Raw genomic sequence first — 18179 nt, forward strand, 5'->3', positions numbered from 1 at the left:
GATTAGTGGTGCGAATCGATTGCCAAATTATGCGTTTCGTCCGACATCGACATGCATGCATTGCGGTTCGTCACGCGGGACGGCCGGATCGGCCGTCGTCGCGCCGCGCGTTCGCGTCAGCCGGCGGGTGGCTCGTCGTCTCCGTCCTTCTCGACCGGCACGAACAGCCCGATCTTGAGCGGATTCAGCACGACGTTTGTGTTGATGCGGCGAATCATCGGATTGCCCTGCATGATCCGCGCGGACAATCGGTCGTACGCTTCGACGTCGGACGCGGTGATGATCGCAATCAGGTCGACGGAGCCCGTCACGTAGTAAATCTGCTGGATCTCGTCGTGCGACTTCGACCAATCGCGAAACTTCGCGATCGTCTCGTAGTTTTCGCGTTCGATCTCGATCGCGGCGATGAAGGTCATCGGGCGCCCGACCGCCGCGCGATCGACAACCGCGATTTCCGCCGAGATGATCTTTTCGGTGCGCATCCGCTTCAGCCGCTTCTGCACGGCGGACGTGGACAGGCCGATGCGCTCGGCGATGGTGTCCGCAGTCGCGGTGCAGTCGCGCTGGACGATGGTCAGGATCTTGCGGTCGAAGGCGTCGAGTGCGTCGGTCATGGCGAGGCTTGCCGGGTGAACGGCGTGAAATTCAAAGATAGAACGGGCGGGTCGACTTGAGCCCGACCAGATGCCGGACCCGGTCGAACGCCGCGACGAGCGCTTCGCGCCAAAGCGGTGCCGGCCCGTCGATGCGGACCGGCGCGAAATGAATCGTGTCGACGCCCGCGGGAATCCGGAACGGGCGCTCGATGCCGTCGTCCGATTCCGTCACGAGCGCTGTGCCGTCGATCGCGGTCAGGCTCATCAGCAGATGCGCGGACGCGATTTCGGTCGCGCCGGGCAGGCCGTACAGCGGCGGCACGGTCGCGGACAAATGCTCGAGCAGGGGCAACTCGTATGTGCCGGGCCACCACGTGTCGCCCTCGGCTAGCCAGGGGCCGACGCCTGGCATCCCGACCATCTCCAGGGTCCGGTCCGCGCCCAGGTGGGCATAGGCCCGGCATTGACCGACTGCATCCGGCGCCGAACGGGCCAGCCAGCCGTCGGCATGCGCGGCGGCACCGTTCAGCGCGACGTTCGCGGGCTTCAGGCGGCCGAGCAACTCGACCACGCGCGCCGACGGAATCGGCTCGACACCGGTCCGCACTGCGCCGTCCGGCACGATCTGGCAAACCCACTTGGGGCCGTCCTGCAAGACGGCGGGCGTATCGCCGAACCGGACCTGCGCGGTTCGCCTACGGGCGCGTTCAACGATGACGAATGGCGTGTCCGGCATGAAACTCTCTCGATGCTCGCGGTGCCGCGCCGGAGTCGTGCCGGCGCGCCCCGATGGTTCTGCTGACGGGTGTTGGATTCGAGAAATCATATCGCTCGGCCGCGGCGAGAAAAATCTCAGTAGGCGCGATCGGCGACGAAAAACGGAGAACATGCCCTCTCTGAGGATGAATTTTGTCGAAATTATGGAAAACCCGCCCGACGATGCGCCAGCGCATGTTCACGCTATCGTGAGATGTACAAGCGTCGAAACGAAGTCGAACGGCTATTCCGACGCCTGAAGGGTTTTCGTCGCATCTTTTCGCGCTTCGACAAGCTCGATGTGATGTTCACCGCGTTTATCGACGTCGCCCTGATGTCAAAGGTCTTCGATAGTGTCAACACGACCCGGCCGAAAAGGCGCGGATCCAGCGCGAACGCTTCCTTGCCGATCACTTTCACGCTCGACGCAAAATCCGCATGCTGCAGGTTCAGCAACAAGTCGAAGTCGGTCGGGCAGACGACCGACGGTACGCGCATCGCCAACTGCGCGCCCGCTTCAAGCCAGGCCTGCCCGATCCGGGCGGTCGACTCAGGATCCCGCGACCGTGCCGCCCAATCGTCCGGCTGGTCCGGCTGGTACGCGTTGTCATGGACGATGTCGGGCACTTCCAGCGTCACTCAAAAAATCCGCCGGCGGGAAGCCAGCCGGACATACGGACGAGTGCCTCGAGCATCGACGTCGACGCATGGCCGACGCTCCGCGCTACACCGGCAGCACGTGCGTCGACAGAATCTCCTTGAGCACCATGAACGAGCGCACCTGCCGCACGCCCGGCAGGTAGAGCAGTTGCTCCGCGTGCAAGCGATTGAAACTCTCGTTGTCGCGCGTGCGCACCAGCATGAAGTAGTCGAATTCGCCGGTCACCACGTGGCACTCGACGCATCCCGACACCTTCTGCGCGGCCTTCTCGAATGCGGCGAACGCTTCCGGCGTCGAGCGGTCGAGCACGAAGCCGATCACGACGAGCATGCCGGCCCCGAGCGGCTTCGGGTCGAGCAGCGCGACGATCCCGCGAATCAGCCCCATCTCCTTCAACCGCTCGACGCGCCGCAGGCACGCCGGCGCGCTCAGCTTGACCTTCGCGGCGAGGCTCACGTTCGAGATCGACGCGTCCTGCTGCAACTGCCGCAGGATCGCGCGGTCGATGCGGTCGAGCGCCGGCGCGACATCGGCCGGCGATGTACTGCCGCGATCTAATTTCATTGCGTCTCCTGTCGATTCTACGAATCAAAATTATCTCGATGATCACCATCACGTCGATAACGTAGGTCTTCACGATTTATTTCGCAAGCTCATTTCGCGCACTCCTGTCTATCATTTTTCCATCGGGACACGGTGTGCGAACAGCACCCGACCGATCCGGTTTCCTGCCCACCGCCTTTCGGAGCTTGTCGATGAACCTGCAACGTTTCCCCCGCTACCCGCTGACGTTCGGCCCGACCCCGATCCAGCCGCTCAAGCGCCTGAGCGAACACCTCGGCGGCAAGGTCGAGCTCTACGCGAAACGCGAGGACTGCAACAGCGGCCTCGCGTTCGGCGGCAACAAGACCCGCAAGCTCGAATACCTGATCCCCGATGCGCTCGCGCAGGGCGCCGACACACTCGTGTCGATCGGCGGCGTCCAGTCGAACCAGACGCGCCAGGTCGCGGCCGTCGCCGCGCATCTCGGCATGAAATGCGTGCTCGTGCAGGAGCACTGGGTCAACTACGACGATCCCGTGTACGACCGCGTCGGCAACATCCAGCTGTCGCGGATGATGGGCGCCGACGTGCGGCTCGTCGCCGACGGTTTCGACATCGGCATCCGCCGCAGCTGGGAAGAAGCGATGGAAAGCGTGCGGCAGGCCGGCGGCAAGCCGTATCCGATTCCGGCCGGTTGCTCCGAGCATCCGTTCGGCGGGCTCGGCTTCGTCGGCTTCGCCGAAGAAGTGCGGCAGCAGGAAGCCGAACTCGGCTTCAAGTTCGACTACATCGTCGTGTGCTCGGTGACGGGCAGCACGCAGGCGGGAATGGTCGTCGGCTTCGCGGCCGACGGCCGCGCGGATCGCGTGATCGGGATCGATGCGTCTGCAACGCCGGAGAAAACGCATGCTCAGATCACGCGCATCGCACGGCATACGGCCGAGATCGTCGAACTCGGGCGTCGCATCGACGAGCAGGACGTCGTGCTCGACACGCGCTACGCGGGCCCCGAATACGGTTTGCCGAACGAAGGCACGCTCGAAGCGATCCGGCTGTGCGCGCGACTAGAAGGCGTGCTGACCGATCCGGTCTACGAAGGCAAGTCGATGCACGGGATGATCGACAAGGTGCGGCGCGGAGAATTCGAGCCGGGCTCGAAGGTGCTGTACGCGCATCTCGGCGGCGTGCCGGCGCTGAGCGCGTATGCGGAGATTTTCCGGAACGGATGACGAGAGGTCCGTCGGGCGTCGGCACGCGAAATGACACGTGTGCCGATGCGCGACGGCCCCTCAAACGAAACACCGCCGGCAAGCCGGCGGCAAAAGATGCGCCCAGGGATAACGTGGCGCATCTGAGGCACTCGATTCAGGCGGCGCCCGCCATGCGGCGGAGCACGGTCCGCATCATGCCGCCGCGCCGCAATCGTCCGCTCAGTTCTGCGTGAGCGGATTCAGCGTCGTGCACAGGAAGCCCGTGCAGTTCGTCGGCTTGAAGTAGAACGACGCCATCACCGGTGACGCCATGCCCAGCGCGATATCGCTCAGGTACGCGGAACCCTGCGCGCCATACGTGTTCGATTGCTGGACGAAGCTGGCGCCGGTCGACTGGATCGCGGCCGACTGGTACGTGAAGGTCGGCGACTGCGTCTGGTCCTTCACGTAGACCCACGAGATCGTCGCGCCGAACGCCATCGCGCCCTTCGCGCGATAACCCTTCGCCCCTTCGCTATTGGCCTGTGCGATGAAGTCGCTGACGGTCGATGTCGGCGCCAGCGCATCGTACGTATAGGTCGCGTTCGACGCGTTGTTCTTCATGTAGATGTTCGCCTGCACCGACGCCACCACGATCGGCCCCAGGAACCAGTAGCCCGACTGGCCCTGGCCGTTCGCCTGCGTGAGGAACGCGTTCGTGTCGGCGGGCAGCCCCGTCGTCGTATACGTGTAGGTCGCCGACGAGCCGCCATCCTTGCGATAGAGATCGCCGTACGTGAGCGGCCCTTCGTAGCGGTAGCCGCTCGAGCCTTGCGCGTTGGCCGCGTTGACGAAGGACGTCATGTCGGCCGGCGCCGCCTGCAGCTGGTAGGTATAGGTCTGCGCGGTGCCGTCGTTCACGAAGACCGATTGCGTCCCGCCGTTGCCGGCGTTGTAGTAGAAGTCGCCAAGATAGCGGTAGCCCTTCGCGCCTTCGCTGTTGACCAGCGTCAGGAAGCTCGCCTTGTCGGCCGCGACGGGCTGCGCCTCGTAGCGCCACGTCAGCGTGCCGCTTCCCGACCCGCCGCTGCCGCTACCTCCGCTGCCGCCGCTTCCGGTCCCGCCGGAACCCGTGCCGCCGGTTCCACCGGTGCCGCCGTTGTTGCTCGTGCCCGATCCGCCGCCAGCCGATGCGGACGGGGAATTGTCGTCGCCGCCGCAAGCGGTCAGCGCCAGGCAGGTCAATGCGATCAATGCAACGGCTTTCATCGGGATCACCTCAAACGAAAAGGACGAACGAAGCCGGCACGCGCGGTTCCCCCCGCGCGCACGGACAATCACGAATCACGAATCAGGACACGGCCGGCGGCCCGCCGCCGGCCGTTGAACGTCAGTTGACCTGGAGCTGGCCACCGCGGCCGAGGCCGCCCTTGACGTCCTGCGCCTTGTAGCTGCGCAGCGCGACGACCATCTTGTTGTACGCGTCGATGAACGCGACGACGGTCGCCTTGCCTTCCGGCGTCGACGAGAAACCCGCGAGCGCGCCGCCCACGCCGCCGCCGAAGCCGCCCAGCGCCGCGCCGTAGTTGGTCGCCGTCGAGCTGCCTTCCGACGCCGCGATCTGCACGGCCGAGCGCACGTCGAACAGCGTCAGCGTGACGACCGATGCCTTCGTCTGCAGATGGCCGGCCACGGCCGCCACCGCGCTGTTGCCGATCAGCCCGCCGATCATGCTGCCGATGCCACCGATCGGCGAATCGTTGATGACGATCTGCGGTTCCATGTAGTAGTCGGCCGCGACGCGCTGGCCCTTCTGCTGCTTCGAACCCGCGCGGTATTCGCCCGAGTTGCGCTGCAGCTGCGTGATGCGCGACAGGCGCGCGTCGCTCTTCTGGTTGCCGATCGACGTGATCACGAAGCAGTTCGACTGCTGGACGGCCAGGCGCAGCAGCGGGTCGATGGTCGTCATCTTGGTCGCGCTGCCGAACGGGCCCCACCAGTCGGCGTTACGGCCGTCGTCGACGGCGATCGTGCCGAGCGGCGACGCACAGCGCTGCAGCCCCGAATCGGCGCCGGCGCTCGTGCCGCCCGCGGCGGCACCGGTCACGCCCGCGTTCTGACCGCCGGGCGTCACTACGCCGCCGCAGCCCGTCACGGACGCGCAAAGCGCTGCGACCAGCGCACCTTGAGTGAGACGTTGGGAAAGGTTGGTCTTCATGTCGTTGTCGATCGATTAGAGTCGTTGTTCGGCTTATGTGTTCGTGCGAACTTCGATAAGCCCCCCGGCTGGCGCGCGATGGTGGTCTCCCCGCTGCTGCCCCCGTTGCTTCAGGCCCGGTCAGTAGTACCAGTACGTCTGCTGCCAGACGCCGTAGTACGGATAGCCCGAGTACCAGTAGCCGTAATAGACGTCACGCCATTGCGTGCGCCATTTCCAGTCTTCTTCGTCTTCTTTCTTGGCCTTGCGTGCAAGGTCGAGCAGCTTCTTCGATTCCTTGTCGCCGCGGCCTGCCGCGATCGACAGCCACTTCTCCGCTTCGCGCGCGTCGGAGCCCATTTCCTCGAGGCCGAACAGGTAGAAACTGCCGAGCGCCTTCTGCGCCTGCAGGTCGCCGCGCTCCGCTGCGTCGCGCATCCACTTGAGTGCCTGGTAGCTGTCCTGGCGCACGCCGTCGCCGCGGAAATAGCGCAGGCCGAGGTCATACGCGGCCTTCGGCTGGGTCTTCGCGGTTTGCTTCAGCGCAGCGATACGCGGGCTTTCCTGGTCTTCCGAATCGTCCCTTTTTTGATAGGACACCTGATCTTTAGGACGGTCGGAACAACCTGTGTCGTCGCAGATCCGCACCGTGTTGCTGGTGGCGGACGGATCCTGCGCGCACGCGGCCAATAGCAACAGCAGCCCCGGTGCGAGTAGACGGCGGTACATTGGTACTTTCCTCAAGTTTTATTGGCGCCGCAATTCTTCGAGCCTTTCACCCCCGTGAGCTCGCACCCGGTGGCGCGCGGCGCAACGGATACAATCCGCCACGCCGACACGCAATCCAAGGCTCTCTCAGGTTCTCTCTTCGAATCGTTCAGTCACCGATTCATTGTTGTCGCTTTTCGTTGTACCGGCTCCCGCCGGCTGCGATCTCCAAACATGACGCGACAAACAAAGGTGACGTGGTGAGCAATAATAATGGAGAAAAATGGCATGTCAAGGTCATTCGTCTTTTCAAAGCTTGCATGACGCGTCACTTTTGATATGCTCTTCCTCGCCAAAAACCCCTGGAGACCCCATCGAGATGTCCAACAGCGAGCAGGCCAACGTCGATCTCATCACCGCCAACAAGGTGCGCGACCTACTGAACCGAAACGGCATTCCGCCGCGAAGTCACAACACGACGATCGCGAATGTGCTCGGCCTCAGCTTCTCGGTCGTCACGCGCAAGATGAAAGGCCTGATTCCGTGGAACCTGTCGCAGTTGCAGGACATCGCGACGCACTTCGGCGTGCCGCCCGCGATCCTGCTCGACGACAAGGGCACGCAGCCGGCCGCCGCCGAGATGATCGACGCGACGCTCGTGATCGAGTCGCGGCGTTTCCGCTGCCGCGCCGCGATCTCGACCAAGGCCAGCAGCCAGATCGAGACGGACTTCGTCGCGCTGCAGTGGCAAGGCGAATGGCTCATCACCGAGCGCCAGCACGCGCGCGAGGGCCGCACCTATCCGGTCGACGTGATCGAGCTGCGCTCGGCCCAGCCGAACGTGTATGCGGCACGGATCGCGGTGGTCGACGATTCGCGGGACGTCGCCGAAACGGTCTGCGAGTATTTCATCGAAAAAGGCGTGAACGCGATCCCGTACTTCGACGGCGCCACGTTCCGCAAGGCACTGGAAGTCGAGGATTTCGACGGCTACATCCTCGACTGGATGCTCGGCGACCAGACCGCCGCCGATCTCGTGCGCGGCATCCGCTCGAGCGAGAACAGCGGCGCCCCGATCTTCCTGCTGACCGGCAAGATCTCGACCGGGGAAGCGAGCGAGGACGAGATCGCGCATATCGTGTCGCACTACAACGCGCGCTGCGAAGAAAAGCCGGTACGCCTGCCGATCCTGTTCGCCGAAGTCGCGCGCGAACTGAAGATCGCGCTGCCGGCCGCCGCCGCGAACTGAGACCAGAACAACAGACAACCCATAATTACACGACCGAGGGAAAGCCATGCGAATTTCGACCATCTGGGCCAGAAGCCTGCTGACAGCCTGCCTGCTCGGCATGGCCGCGGCGTCATGGGCCGCTTCGTTCACGTTCACCGTCGACGGCAAGATCGACAAGAGCAACCAGCAAGGCAAGAACGCCTACGTATTTTCCGAACAGGCGCTGATGGCGCTGCCGCAGCACACGATCGTCACGTCGACGAGCTGGACGCCGAAGGCGACCTTCACCGGCCCGCGCCTGTCCGACATCCTGAAGACGGTCGGCGCGCACGGCACGCAGATCGAATTCCGCTGCATCGACGAATACACGTTCACGATTCCCGTCTCCGACGCCGACCGGTACGGCGTGATCCTCGCGCGGACGATGAACGGCAAGGTGCTCGGCAACGACAACTACGGCCCGCTGTGGATCATGTATCCGCGCGACGAGTATCCCGACGAACTGAAGACGCCGCTCGGCGAAGCCAAGTTCGCCTGGCAGATCATCGGCCTGACGGTGAAGTGAGTCGGCTCGCGAGATGAAGCGTCGGCGATGGAAAAACCGGAAAATCATCCTGGTCCTCGGGTCGCTGTGGATCATGGGGTTCGCCGCGTGGGCGTTCCTGCTGTGGGACCTGCTTGCGACGTCTGTCAACGAGGGCGTGCTCGAAGGGCCGCGTGAAGGCGTGTTCTGGACGGCCGCGCAATATCGGAACGTCTATACGCGCTTCGACCGCCAGCTGATTCTCTACGCCACGCACGAGGACGACGACTTCGACCACGTGCAGATGCAGCTCGACAGCCTGTCGGTGTCGTTCGGGTTCCTCCAGCGGCCGTCCGAAGTGTCCGAATACTGGCTGCGCATCCCGCGCGCGCGCAACGAGATCGAGGCGCTCGGCGAGTTCATGGCGCGCCTGAAGCATGACGTGCCGCTGCTGCGCGATACGCCGAAGAACGCGCAGCGCGTGATCGACGACGTCGACGCGTACTGGCCCAAGGTCAACAGCCTCGCGAACTACTTCCGCGCGATCGAGATGGCGCAGCGCGACTTCACGTTCCATCAACTGAAGGAAAAGCAGCGCGCGATCCTGATCCTCGGCATCGTGCTCGGCGTGATCCTCTGCGCGCTGTTCCTGCTGCTGTTCTATACGATGCGCACCCGCGACGACCTGCTCGAACGGCAGGACGCGGCGCTCGATGCGGAACGCAAGGCGTCCGACCGTGCGTTCGAGATGATCGAGGCGAAAAACGCCTTCCTCGGCATGGTCAGCCACGAGCTGCGCACGCCGCTGCAGGCGATCTGCGGGTCGATCGAGATCCTGCTCGCGCGCCCGCAGTCCGACGCGAACCTCAAGACGATCCGCCGGCTGCAGAACTCCGCGCTGTCGCTCGAAGCGCTCGTCAAGGACCTGACCGACTACATCAAGCTGCGCTCGACGAAGCGCCTCGCCGAACTCGAAACCGTCGGCATGGCGTCGCTGCTTGCCGAAGTGATCGAGCCGTTGCGCGAGAAGATCGCGGCCAAGCGGATCGTGATCACGCAGCAGGTCGAGCCGCACGGTCTTGCCGTCCGTTCCGACCGCAAGCTGCTGCGGCAGGTGCTGTCGAACCTGATCGAGAATTCCGTGAAGTACACACTCGGCGGGTCGATCGACGTATCGATCACGCGCGCCGATGTACCGGCCGGCCAGCAGTTGACCATCTCGGTGCGCGACACGGGCGCCGGTATCGCGAAACAGCATCTGTCGAAGATCTTCGAGCCGTTCTACCGCGCGAACGATGCGATCGGCCTGCATGTCGACGGGATCGGCATGGGGCTCGCCGTCGTGCGCGAAATCGTGACGACGCTGCGCGGGCATGTGGATGTTCGGAGTGTGGTCGGCGAAGGCAGCGAATTCGTCGTGACGCTGCCGGTCGAGGTGCCCGATACCCACGAAGCAGCCGGCGATGTGCCCGCGCTGCCACAGGCCGCCGCGCACCGCGACCGGCGCGCGCTGGTGGTCGACGACAACGACAACGCACGCGAAACGCTCGGTGCGATGCTGTCGGCGCTCGGCATCGACGCCGATCTGTGCGGCACCGGGCAGGAAGGCATCACGCGCTTCGGCACGGGCCGCTACGACATCGTGGTGCTCGATCTCGAACTGCCGGACCTGAGCGGCTTCGAGGTCGCGCGGCGTATTCGCGCGGTGGCGGTACCCGACGACGACGGCCGGCATCCGGCAATTCTCGGCGTCAGCGCGTACGAATCGGCCGCGCTGCGCGAGAACAAGCAGGTGTTCGACGAATTCCTGCCCAAACCTGTCCACCTGCGCGAACTCGGCGCACTCGTCGAGAAACTGCTCGCCTGAGCCGGTGCACCGCGTGCGACCGCGCACGGCATCGCGTGCCGGCGCGGCATCACGCGCGCACGCTCACCTTCCCGTTCATTCGCCGATCAGGTGCAGCACGATATCGCGCCGGTGCGCCGCGCGGCGATGCTCGAACAGGTAGATCCCCTGCCACGTGCCCAGCACCATGCGCCCGTTCTCGACCGGGATCGACAGTTGCACCTGCGTGAGCGCCGTGCGCAGATGCGCGGGCATGTCGTCGGCGCCTTCGGTGTCGTGTTCGTAACGCGTGGCATCCTCGGGCGCAAGCGTCGCGAAGTAGCGTTCGAGATCGCGCCGCACCGACGCATCGGCGTTCTCCTGGATCAGCAGCGACGCCGACGTATGGCGGCAGAACACGGTGAGCAGGCCCGTGCGGATCGCCTGCTGGTCGACGAACGCGCGCGCCTGCGACGTGAATTCGACGAGGCCGCTGCCGCGCGTGTCGACGGCGATGTGGGTGATGGCTTGTTGCATGACCGTGGCGTCAGGCCAGCGCGGCGAAACCGTCGGCTTCGATCTGCTTCGCGTCGGCGGGGCGCACGACGCGCGCGACTTCGACGCCATCGCGCAGGAACACCAGCGTCGGCCACAGCTTCACGCGAAACGAGCGGCCGAGCGGGCGGCCCGGGCCGTCCTCGATCTTCAGGTGTCGCACGGCGGGATGGGCAGAGAACGACGCGACGATCGCGGGCTGCGCGCCCGCGCAGATGCCGCACCAGTTCGCGCCGAATTCGATGACGGTCGCGCCGGTCAGCGCGTCGACTTCCGCGCGCGTGGGCGCTTCTTCGGAATAGCGTTGCGGGGTGTGCATCGAGGGCCCTCGTGTGGAATACCGGAACGTGACCACGCCGGGTCGGCAGGCGCGGTCGGTGATGTCCTACTGTAGCGGAAAAGCAAGCGCGATGCCGGCGCACGCGGACGCGCAAGCCGGCGGTTTCGATTGCCTGCCGTCTTCCGGGCACCGCCTGCGCATGACGCGCCATTCCCGTTCCTCGATCTCGCTGCCGCCATCCGGATGAAACAACAAGAATCGGAGCGCCGGGCCGCCGCGAGAGGATCAGCATGCGGACTGATCCCCTCAACGAAGCGAAGGCCCCGACCATGAATGCTCCGCATTGCGTCACCGAACCGAACATCCTTTATTTCGGCACGCCCGTCGTGCTGGTCAGCACGCTGAACGAGGATGGCACGGCCAATCTCGCGCCGATCTCGTCCGCATTCTGGCTCGGCTGGCGCGGCGTGATCGGCATCGCCGCCAGCTCGCAGACCACCCGCAACCTGCTGCGTACCGGCGAATGCGTACTGAACCTGCCGTCGCCGGCGCAGGCGCCCGCGGTCGACCGGATCGCCCGCACGACCGGCACGTATCCGGTGCCCGACGGGAAGCGGGCGAAAGGCTATGTATTCGAACCCGACAAGTTCGGCACGGCCGGACTCACCGAAACGGCATCGCAAACCGTATCGCCGCCACGCGCGCTCGAATGCCAGGTGCACATGGAAGCGGTCGTCGCGGCCACGCACGGCATCGGCGAAGAAGCGCCCGACCTGCGCGGCCACATCCGCGTATTCGAGTTACGCATCCAGCGCGTGCATGTCCATCCCGACCTGCTGATGGACGGGCATCCGGATCGCATCGACCCAGACAAATGGTCGCCGCTGATCATGAGCTTCCAGAAGTTCTACGGCCTCGCACCGCAGCAGGTGCACACGTCGCGGCTCGCCGAGATTCCCGAGCGCGCGTATCGCAGCCCCGACATCGAGCGAGCACGCGACGCGGGTTTGCCAGCCGGCGCCGGGCGGTAATGCAACGCGATGGCTGGCCCGATGCGACCCCGGATGCGCGCGAACTGATCGACGAGAAGGTCGAGCGCGACGATGCGTGGGGCGCAGGCCCCGCCCGGCCGCCCGCATCAGCGCATCCACGCGCCCGCGCACCCCGCGGCGGCCGCGTTGCGGCAGCGCACGCGCGTTGCCGTCGTAACGATATCGTTGCCGCCCTGTCGGGCGACGGGCGATCAGGAGAACACCGATGAACCTGCCGATCCGTCACGCATCCGCCGACGCGGCAATCAAAGCCGCGCCGGCCCGGCACCGCCTCGTGTTGCCGGCCCTGTGCATCGCGGTGCTGATCGCGCAGATCGACACCGCGATCGTCAATCTCGCGACCGAGCCGATCGGCACGGCATTCGGTGCGCGCGTCGGCGCGCTGCAATGGGTGATCGACGCGTACAACCTCGCCTATGCGGTGCTGCTGCTCACGGGCGGCCTCATCGGCGACCTGTACGGCAGGCGGCGCGCGTTCATCCTCGGCGCAGCCGTACTGAGCGGCGCGTCGGTCGTGTGCGCACTCGCGCCGACGCTCGGTGTGCTGATCGCGGGCCGCGCACTCGCCGGCGCCGGCGCCGCGCTGCTGATTCCCGCATCGCTCGCGATCGTCCGCGTGATCTGGCGCGATCCGTCCGAACGCTCGCGTGCGCTCGGCATCTGGGCCGCGTGCGGCGGCATCGCGATGATCGTCGGCCCGACGCTCGGCGGCGTGCTGATCCGTGCGTTCGGATGGCGCAGCATCTTCTGGGTCGTGATCCCGTTTGGCATCGCGGCGATCGGGCTGGCCCGCGCCGTCGTACCTGAATCGGCCGATCCGCACGGACGCCGCTTCGATCCGGCCGCGCAGGTACTCGGCGCGATCGCGATCGGCTGCGTCGTGTTCGCGACGATCGACGCACGCGTCGACACACAGCGCGCGGCGCTGCTGGTCGCGACGGGCGCGATCGCCGTCGCGCTGTTCGTCCGCATCGAACAGCGCCTCGGCGCAGCCGCGCTCGTGCCGCTCGACCTGTTCGCGAACCGTCCGTTCCGCGGGATGCTGATCGCCAACGGTGCGATGACGTTCGGCGGCTACGGGATGCTGTTCGTGCTGCCGCTCGCATGGCAAAGCCACCACGTGCTCGACGCTACCGGTGCGGGCCTTGCGCTGCTGCCGATGTCCGTGCTGTTCGCACTCATGTCGTTCGGCTCCGGTGCAGTCGCCGCGCGCGTCGGCGGGCGCACGGCCGGCGCGGGCGGCGTCGCGCTGATGGGCGTCGGGCTCGCCGCGATCGGCGTCGGCGCGGCCGGATCGACGGATGCCCATGCGCCGATGCTTGACTGGGCGGAAACGGGCCTCGCCTTCACCGGCACCGGGCTCGGGCTCGCCGTCGGATCGCTCGCGGCCACGGCCGTCGGCGCCGTCGACGCGACGCGTGCAGGCACGGCGGCGTCGCTGATGAACGTGATGCGGATGATCGGCGCGGTGTTCGGCGTCGCCATGTTGGGCGCACTGTACGACGCGTGCGGCGGCGGCGCGGCCGGGCTGCGGATTGCGATGCTGAGCGGCAGCGCCGTGCAGTTCGCGTGCGCGGCACTCGCGTGGCGCACGGCCGGCGCGGCCGCGAGCGCCGGTGCGCCGAAACCGATCGGATAAGATACGGCCGGCCGCCCTCATTGGCCCAAGACCGAACCGACGGAGTGTTTTCAGTGATTCAACCGACCCCAGTATTCAAGGACAACCTCGCGCAACTGCCGGCCATCGACGGCATCGCGCGCATCGATCTCGTCGGCGCGAACGGCGACGTGGTCGCCAGCATCGAGAATCAGCCCGGCAAGCAAGGTTCGCTCGCGGTGTACAACTACCTGAAGCAGGCCTTCGGTGTGCTCGACGCAAACGCTGCCGAGCATGGCCTTGCCGTGTTCGCGGAGCACACAGCCGACGCACGCAACCGCCCCGGCGCGCACCCGAACGTCGATCGCCTGCTGGCGATCGTCGCCGGCGGCGAAGCGCTGCGCATCGACGTCGCCGCGAAGGGCTGAACGACAGGCGGGACAACGATGCCGACCATGAGTGCATGGCACGCTCATGCTTCTCTTCGATGGGCGCCAATGCATGCCGCATCGTCGTCCCGCCCGCAAAACCGCAGCAATTCAGTCATGCCTGATCGGCCGCAGGCAAGCGTCAGCAACGACGCATCGCTTTCGCCGAACACGCGCGGTCGCCAGCCTGCATGTCGGCCCGACCTGATGAAACGCATGCCCCTGCCCATGCCGTCACGCAGGCGACCGCATTCATGCGATCAATGACGGCGTCGCGCGCAAGTCATCATTTTTTCGCTTTGTTATCCTGATTTCTGCGCGACCTAGCACCGGTCGCCCACGCCGCCGCCAGCGAATCACTTCGTCTATTGCGCGCCGGCACCGAATTTTTGCGACGCATCGCAAATCGCCCTACCCGAAACCGCATGCCGCCCCGGCATCGCCGGCTACCGTCCCGCCCTTTGCCCATGCCGGCGCGCTTCTCCGCGCCCTGCTCCGACGACTGGATCAATCGAGGCCTGTTCGTTCGCGGCACACGCATCTCGAAAACCCGGTCTCATCGCATTCGTACGTGTACCAGTTGCGTACGAGGTCATTTAATACACGTCCCATTTAAATCCCTTCCCCGGTTGACGAAAATTGATTCCGGTCGAGTTGATTCAGACGCGTCGCATTGATCAGGCCTCGTTCACGAATGCCTCAATGCGCTGCACGCGACCAACCGATAAGGCAGGCGGCGCTCCCTCCCCGCATCTCCCCTTCCCGTGAAACGGAAGCACTGACACCGCTCGGCACTCCCCTGCCGCGACGCGTTGTGTCGTGCGAAGGATGACGCACGCCCATCAGACAAAAAACGGTAGTGAAGGATATATGCATACGGCACTCGAAGAGCGGCGCCCCGCAGCGCCGCAGGCAGTCGATGGGCTGCTCGCACGCATCGTCGACATCACGCTGATTGCGGTCGGCGCTGCTGCGGCAGCCCGTTTTTTCCCCGGCGACGGTGTCGATCCGTCCAGCTGCGTGGCGATCGTCGCCAGCACCTCGGCGTTCGCGATGGTCCTGTTCCCGGCGTTCGGCATGGCGCGCACACCGCATCATCGCGCGAAATATCGCGTCGCCATCCTGACCTTTACGGCGTGGCTGATCGCACTCGCCGGCTCGGCGGTCGTCATGTTCGCGATGCACGGCGCGTTGCCCGTGCCGCTGAACGGGTTCCTGTTCTGGGCGGCGGCAAGCGGCATCGCACTCGTCGCATTTCGGCTCATCGCATGCGCGACGCTCGAACGGATCGTCCACCAGGGCGAACGCATCAGGCAAGTCGCGATCGTCGGCGGCGGCGCGCATTGCGCCGCCGTGCTCGAACGGATCGCGCACTCGCCGTCGGCGAGCTATCGCCCGGCAGCCGTGCTCGATCCGGATTGTTCCGCGCAAGGCGGCGCGAACGGCATCGATGTTTTTCACACGCTGGATGCATTCGCCGCGCACGTGCAGGCGCAGGCGATCCCGGAAGTCTGGATCGCGTTGCCGATCACCGAAACCGGTGCCGTCATTCGCGTGCTCGATGCCTTCCGGCACGACCTCGTGAACGTCCGACTCGTGCCCGATGTCAGCCAGCTCGCGATGTTCGACGGCGAGATGATCGACCTGGTCGGCGCGCCGGCGATCAACCTCGTCGCGTCTCCGCTGTCGCCGCGCGCGCTGGTTCAGAAGGCGATCTTCGATCGCCTGTTCGCGGCAGTGATACTGGTCGGTACGGCACCGCTGCTGCTGGCGATCGCGGCAGCCGTCCGGCTGTCTTCGCCCGGCCCCGCGCTGTTCCGTCAGCAGCGCAAGGGCGCGGACGGCAAGGCGTTCTCGATCTACAAGTTCCGCACGATGCGGATTCATGCAGACGCGGACGCCGGCGTGCGGCAAGCGACGCCCAACGATCCGCGCGTGACCCGCATCGGTGCATTCCTGCGCCGCACGAGCCTCGACGAGATGCCGCAGTTCATCAACGTGCTGCGCGGCGAGATGTCCGTCGTCGGCCCGCGTCCGCATGCGCTCGAACACGACGACCTGTACCAGACGATCGTCGACGGCTACATCCATCGCTACCGCGTCAAGCCCGGCATTACCGGCTGGGCGCAGATCAACGGCCTGCGCGGCGAAACGGATCGCGTCGAGAAGATGCAGCGCCGCGTCGAAGCCGATCTTCATTACCTGCGCAACTGGTCGTTCGCACTCGATATGCGGATTGTCGTCGCGACGATCGCGTGCGGCTGGACACATCACAACGCGTACTGATCACGCATAGGGTGCCGCCGCGCGGCGCCCATTCCTGGAGAAAGCCATGCCTATGGAATCCGCCGCACGCGCGCGGACCGGAGCCGCGCGCGTGCGCGGCGCCCGCCTGTTGCCGATACTGTCGATCGCGACGCTCAGCGTCGCGCTGTCCGCCTGCGCGCTCGCCCCCGGCATGCGGATGGTCGAGCCACCCCCGCCATCCGCGACGGATGCCCGGCCCGACGGTGAAACGCCGCATTACGAGATCCGGAAAATCCGCCCCGACCTGATTCGCCAACTGAAGGCTGAGGCGACACGGCAACTGGCCGCGCAAGTCGATCTGCTGACGACATCACCCGGCGCGTACCGGATCGGCCCGGGCGACGTGCTGCAGATCACCGTATGGGATCACCCCGAACTGGCGGCCGCGCAAGGCGCGGCAGCGCCAAACACGCCGCACGCCGCCGATCCCGTCACCGGTTTCGTCGTCGATCAGCACGGTGACCTGGCGTTCCCGTTCGCCGGCCGGGTTCGCGTCGCGGGCCTCACCGCCGACGCCGCGCGAACGCGCGTCGCCGATGCGCTCGCGCGCGCCTACCGCAATCCGCAAGTCACGCTGCGCGTCGCGTCGTTCCGTTCGAAGCAGGTCTACATCGACGGCGAAGTGCGCGCGCCGGGCAACCAGCCCGTCAACGACGTGCCGATGACGCTCTACGAAGCGCTCGGTCGCGCAGGCGGCCTGAATCCCGCCGCCGACCAGAGCCGGATGACACTCGTGCGCGATGGCGTGTCGCATCCGCTCGACCTGACGCAGTTGCTGCGCCAGGGCCGCAATCCGGCCGACATCGTGCTCGCCGCCGGCGATCTGCTGCACGTGCCGAGCCGCAGCGACTACGGCGTCTACGTGATGGGCGAGGTCAACAAGCCGTCGCTCGCGCTGCCGCTGCGCGACGGCGGGCTCACGTTGTCCGACGCGTTGTCGCAGGCCGGCAGCGTGAATCCGAACACAGCCGACGCCGCCCAACTGTTCGTGATTCGCGGCTCGCAGACCGACAGCCCGCAGGTGTTCCACCTCGACGCGCGCTCGCCCGTGTCGATGGTCCTCGCGAACGAGTTCGAGCTGCAACCGAAGGACATCGTCTACGTCGACGGCAACAGCCTCGTGCGCTTCAGCCGCGTGCTGAGCCTGCTGCTGCCCGGTGTCAACTCCGGCGCCATGGCGGCGGCGCTCGCCATCAAATGAGCGCGCTCGCCACCTTGCTCGTCGTGTGCGTCGGCAATATCTGCCGCAGCCCGATGGCGCAGGCGCTGTTCCGCGTGCGCATGCCGGGCGTCGACGTGCAATCGGCCGGCCTCGGCGCGCTCGTCGGACATCCCGCCGAGCCGTTCGCCGTCGCGCTGATGCGCGAGCGCGGCCTCGACATCACCACGCATCGCGCGCGCCTGCTGACGCCGACGCTCAGCGCGCAAGCCGACCTGATCCTGACGATGGAGCGCGAACAGAAGCGCGCGCTCGAGCGCCGCCATCCGTCGCTGCTGGGCCGCGTGTTCACGCTCGGCGAATTCTGCCCGGCACCGGGCCACGCACGTCCGGGCTTCGACGTGCCCGACCCGTATTGCGGCACGCGCCCGGTGTTCGAGCAGAGCCTGCGGCTCATCGAGCACGGCGTCGACCACTGGTGCGCGCGCCTCGCGTCGGCCACGCAGCCCATCACCTCGGCGGGCGCCGCCTCCCCGCCGCCTGCCGCTTTCTCCCGATTTCCGAACTGAAC

Annotated in this window: 18 protein-coding genes and 2 pseudogenes; 11 read left to right on the forward strand and 9 right to left on the reverse strand. The window is 66.1% G+C overall.

Annotated elements, in window-relative coordinates:
• Positions 1 to 116: 116 nt before the first annotated feature.
• The gene (locus tag HAV18_RS10430) at positions 117 to 614 is read right to left on the reverse strand and encodes an Lrp/AsnC family transcriptional regulator (protein ID WP_166955296.1); all 498 of its coding nucleotides are present in this window, start codon (positions 612 to 614) and stop codon (positions 117 to 119) included.
• 31 nt (positions 615 to 645) lie between these two features.
• Entirely contained in the window at positions 646 to 1485 is an 840-nt protein-coding gene (locus HAV18_RS10435; protein ID WP_243771597.1) for a hypothetical protein, read from the reverse strand.
• Positions 1486 to 1560: 75 nt separating this feature from the next.
• On the opposite strand from HAV18_RS10435, the pseudogene HAV18_RS10440 reads away from it, so the two are divergent.
• A pseudogene (locus HAV18_RS10440) lies at positions 1561 to 1692 on the forward strand (IS5/IS1182 family transposase); the annotation flags it as partial.
• Positions 1693 to 1721: 29 nt separating this feature from the next.
• Here HAV18_RS10440 and HAV18_RS10445 read toward each other — a convergent pair.
• Positions 1722 to 2047: pseudogene (locus HAV18_RS10445) on the reverse strand (RES family NAD+ phosphorylase); the annotation flags it as partial.
• Between the two features lie 29 nt (positions 2048 to 2076).
• Positions 2077 to 2577 (reverse strand): Lrp/AsnC family transcriptional regulator, encoded by a 501-nt coding sequence (locus HAV18_RS10450; RefSeq protein ID WP_166955297.1) that lies wholly within the window; start codon positions 2575 to 2577, stop codon positions 2077 to 2079.
• 191 nt (positions 2578 to 2768) lie between these two features.
• On the opposite strand from HAV18_RS10450, the gene HAV18_RS10455 reads away from it, so the two are divergent.
• Positions 2769 to 3785, forward strand: coding sequence for a 1-aminocyclopropane-1-carboxylate deaminase (locus tag HAV18_RS10455; protein ID WP_166955298.1), 1017 nt, complete (start codon positions 2769 to 2771; stop codon positions 3783 to 3785).
• 201 nt (positions 3786 to 3986) lie between these two features.
• Here the strand turns inward: HAV18_RS10455 and HAV18_RS10460 are convergent, their stop codons facing one another.
• The 3 genes from HAV18_RS10460 to HAV18_RS10470 all read right to left on the reverse strand — a co-directional run bounded on the left by HAV18_RS10460 (position 3987) and on the right by HAV18_RS10470 (position 6672).
• Positions 3987 to 5015, reverse strand: a complete 1029-nt coding sequence (locus HAV18_RS10460) for a hypothetical protein (RefSeq protein WP_166955299.1) — start codon at positions 5013 to 5015, stop codon at positions 3987 to 3989.
• Between the two features lie 121 nt (positions 5016 to 5136).
• On the reverse strand, positions 5137 to 5964 hold the full coding sequence (locus HAV18_RS10465) for a hypothetical protein (protein WP_166955300.1): 828 nt from the start codon (positions 5962 to 5964) through the stop codon (positions 5137 to 5139).
• A 120-nt stretch (positions 5965 to 6084) separates the two neighbouring features.
• On the reverse strand, positions 6085 to 6672 hold the full coding sequence (locus HAV18_RS10470) for a tetratricopeptide repeat protein (protein ID WP_166955302.1): 588 nt from the start codon (positions 6670 to 6672) through the stop codon (positions 6085 to 6087).
• Between the two features lie 358 nt (positions 6673 to 7030).
• Here HAV18_RS10470 and HAV18_RS10475 point away from each other — a divergent pair, with 358 nt between their 5' ends.
• From HAV18_RS10475 to atsR, 3 genes are read left to right on the forward strand one after another with little or no spacing between them, the layout of a single operon-like run.
• Entirely contained in the window at positions 7031 to 7900 is an 870-nt protein-coding gene (locus tag HAV18_RS10475; protein WP_166955304.1) for a helix-turn-helix domain-containing protein, read from the forward strand.
• 46 nt (positions 7901 to 7946) lie between these two features.
• Complete coding sequence (locus HAV18_RS10480) at positions 7947 to 8447, forward strand: molybdopterin-dependent oxidoreductase (protein ID WP_166955305.1); 501 nt, start codon at positions 7947 to 7949, stop codon at positions 8445 to 8447.
• A 13-nt stretch (positions 8448 to 8460) separates the two neighbouring features.
• Entirely contained in the window at positions 8461 to 10272 is a 1812-nt protein-coding gene (atsR, locus tag HAV18_RS10485; protein WP_166955307.1) for a hybrid sensor histidine kinase/response regulator AtsR, read from the forward strand.
• Positions 10273 to 10347: 75 nt separating this feature from the next.
• Here the strand turns inward: atsR and HAV18_RS10490 are convergent, their stop codons facing one another.
• Together HAV18_RS10490 and HAV18_RS10495 are read right to left on the reverse strand one after the other, a co-directional pair.
• Positions 10348 to 10767 carry a secondary thiamine-phosphate synthase enzyme YjbQ gene (locus HAV18_RS10490; RefSeq protein WP_166955308.1) on the reverse strand — a complete coding sequence of 140 codons (420 nt, stop codon included), beginning with the start codon at positions 10765 to 10767 and terminating at the stop codon, positions 10348 to 10350.
• A 10-nt stretch (positions 10768 to 10777) separates the two neighbouring features.
• Positions 10778 to 11104, reverse strand: a complete 327-nt coding sequence (locus tag HAV18_RS10495; RefSeq protein WP_166955310.1) for a thioredoxin family protein — start codon at positions 11102 to 11104, stop codon at positions 10778 to 10780.
• A gap of 290 nt (positions 11105 to 11394) precedes the next feature.
• Between HAV18_RS10495 and HAV18_RS10500 the strand changes: the two genes are divergently transcribed.
• The 6 genes from HAV18_RS10500 (at position 11395) to HAV18_RS10525 (ending at position 18177) form a co-directional block, all read left to right on the forward strand.
• Positions 11395 to 12096, forward strand: a complete 702-nt coding sequence (locus HAV18_RS10500; RefSeq protein ID WP_166955312.1) for a flavin reductase family protein — start codon at positions 11395 to 11397, stop codon at positions 12094 to 12096.
• 226 nt (positions 12097 to 12322) lie between these two features.
• Positions 12323 to 13756: an MFS transporter gene (locus HAV18_RS10505; RefSeq protein WP_166955314.1), complete on the forward strand. Its 1434-nt coding sequence runs from the start codon at positions 12323 to 12325 to the stop codon at positions 13754 to 13756.
• A 53-nt stretch (positions 13757 to 13809) separates the two neighbouring features.
• Entirely contained in the window at positions 13810 to 14142 is a 333-nt protein-coding gene (locus tag HAV18_RS10510; RefSeq protein WP_166955316.1) for a DUF2322 family protein, read from the forward strand.
• An 870-nt stretch (positions 14143 to 15012) separates the two neighbouring features.
• Positions 15013 to 16428, forward strand: a complete 1416-nt coding sequence (locus tag HAV18_RS10515) for an undecaprenyl-phosphate glucose phosphotransferase (protein ID WP_166955318.1) — start codon at positions 15013 to 15015, stop codon at positions 16426 to 16428.
• A 46-nt stretch (positions 16429 to 16474) separates the two neighbouring features.
• Positions 16475 to 17650: a polysaccharide biosynthesis/export family protein gene (locus tag HAV18_RS10520; protein WP_407062414.1), complete on the forward strand. Its 1176-nt coding sequence runs from the start codon at positions 16475 to 16477 to the stop codon at positions 17648 to 17650.
• The gene (locus HAV18_RS10525; RefSeq protein WP_166955320.1) at positions 17647 to 18177 is read left to right on the forward strand and encodes a low molecular weight protein-tyrosine-phosphatase; all 531 of its coding nucleotides are present in this window, start codon (positions 17647 to 17649) and stop codon (positions 18175 to 18177) included. The genes HAV18_RS10520 and HAV18_RS10525 overlap by 4 nt, the downstream gene beginning before the upstream one ends.
• The last annotated feature ends 2 nt before the right edge of the window (positions 18178 to 18179 follow it).

Origin of the sequence: Burkholderia sp. D-99 (assembly GCF_011605345.1) — a bacterium.
GTDB lineage: Bacteria > Pseudomonadota > Gammaproteobacteria > Burkholderiales > Burkholderiaceae > Burkholderia.

Coding starts and splice junctions, on each gene's coding strand:
- HAV18_RS10475 (WP_166955304.1), top strand. CDS start 7,031: ATGTCCAACAGCGAGCAGGCCAACGTCGATCTCATCACCGCCAACAAG.
- HAV18_RS10460 (WP_166955299.1), bottom strand. CDS start 5,015: ATGAAAGCCGTTGCATTGATCGCATTGACCTGCCTGGCGCTGACCGCT.
- HAV18_RS10515 (WP_166955318.1), top strand. CDS start 15,013: ATGCATACGGCACTCGAAGAGCGGCGCCCCGCAGCGCCGCAGGCAGTC.
- HAV18_RS10500 (WP_166955312.1), top strand. CDS start 11,395: ATGAATGCTCCGCATTGCGTCACCGAACCGAACATCCTTTATTTCGGC.
- HAV18_RS10455 (WP_166955298.1), top strand. CDS start 2,769: ATGAACCTGCAACGTTTCCCCCGCTACCCGCTGACGTTCGGCCCGACC.
- HAV18_RS10520 (WP_407062414.1), top strand. CDS start 16,475: ATGCCTATGGAATCCGCCGCACGCGCGCGGACCGGAGCCGCGCGCGTG.
- HAV18_RS10490 (WP_166955308.1), bottom strand. CDS start 10,767: ATGCAACAAGCCATCACCCACATCGCCGTCGACACGCGCGGCAGCGGC.
- HAV18_RS10525 (WP_166955320.1), top strand. CDS start 17,647: ATGAGCGCGCTCGCCACCTTGCTCGTCGTGTGCGTCGGCAATATCTGC.
- HAV18_RS10435 (WP_243771597.1), bottom strand. CDS start 1,485: ATGTTCTCCGTTTTTCGTCGCCGATCGCGCCTACTGAGATTTTTCTCG.
- atsR (WP_166955307.1), top strand. CDS start 8,461: ATGAAGCGTCGGCGATGGAAAAACCGGAAAATCATCCTGGTCCTCGGG.
- HAV18_RS10465 (WP_166955300.1), bottom strand. CDS start 5,964: ATGAAGACCAACCTTTCCCAACGTCTCACTCAAGGTGCGCTGGTCGCA.
- HAV18_RS10450 (WP_166955297.1), bottom strand. CDS start 2,577: ATGAAATTAGATCGCGGCAGTACATCGCCGGCCGATGTCGCGCCGGCG.
- HAV18_RS10495 (WP_166955310.1), bottom strand. CDS start 11,104: ATGCACACCCCGCAACGCTATTCCGAAGAAGCGCCCACGCGCGCGGAA.
- HAV18_RS10505 (WP_166955314.1), top strand. CDS start 12,323: ATGAACCTGCCGATCCGTCACGCATCCGCCGACGCGGCAATCAAAGCC.
- HAV18_RS10480 (WP_166955305.1), top strand. CDS start 7,947: ATGCGAATTTCGACCATCTGGGCCAGAAGCCTGCTGACAGCCTGCCTG.
- HAV18_RS10470 (WP_166955302.1), bottom strand. CDS start 6,672: ATGTACCGCCGTCTACTCGCACCGGGGCTGCTGTTGCTATTGGCCGCG.
- HAV18_RS10430 (WP_166955296.1), bottom strand. CDS start 614: ATGACCGACGCACTCGACGCCTTCGACCGCAAGATCCTGACCATCGTC.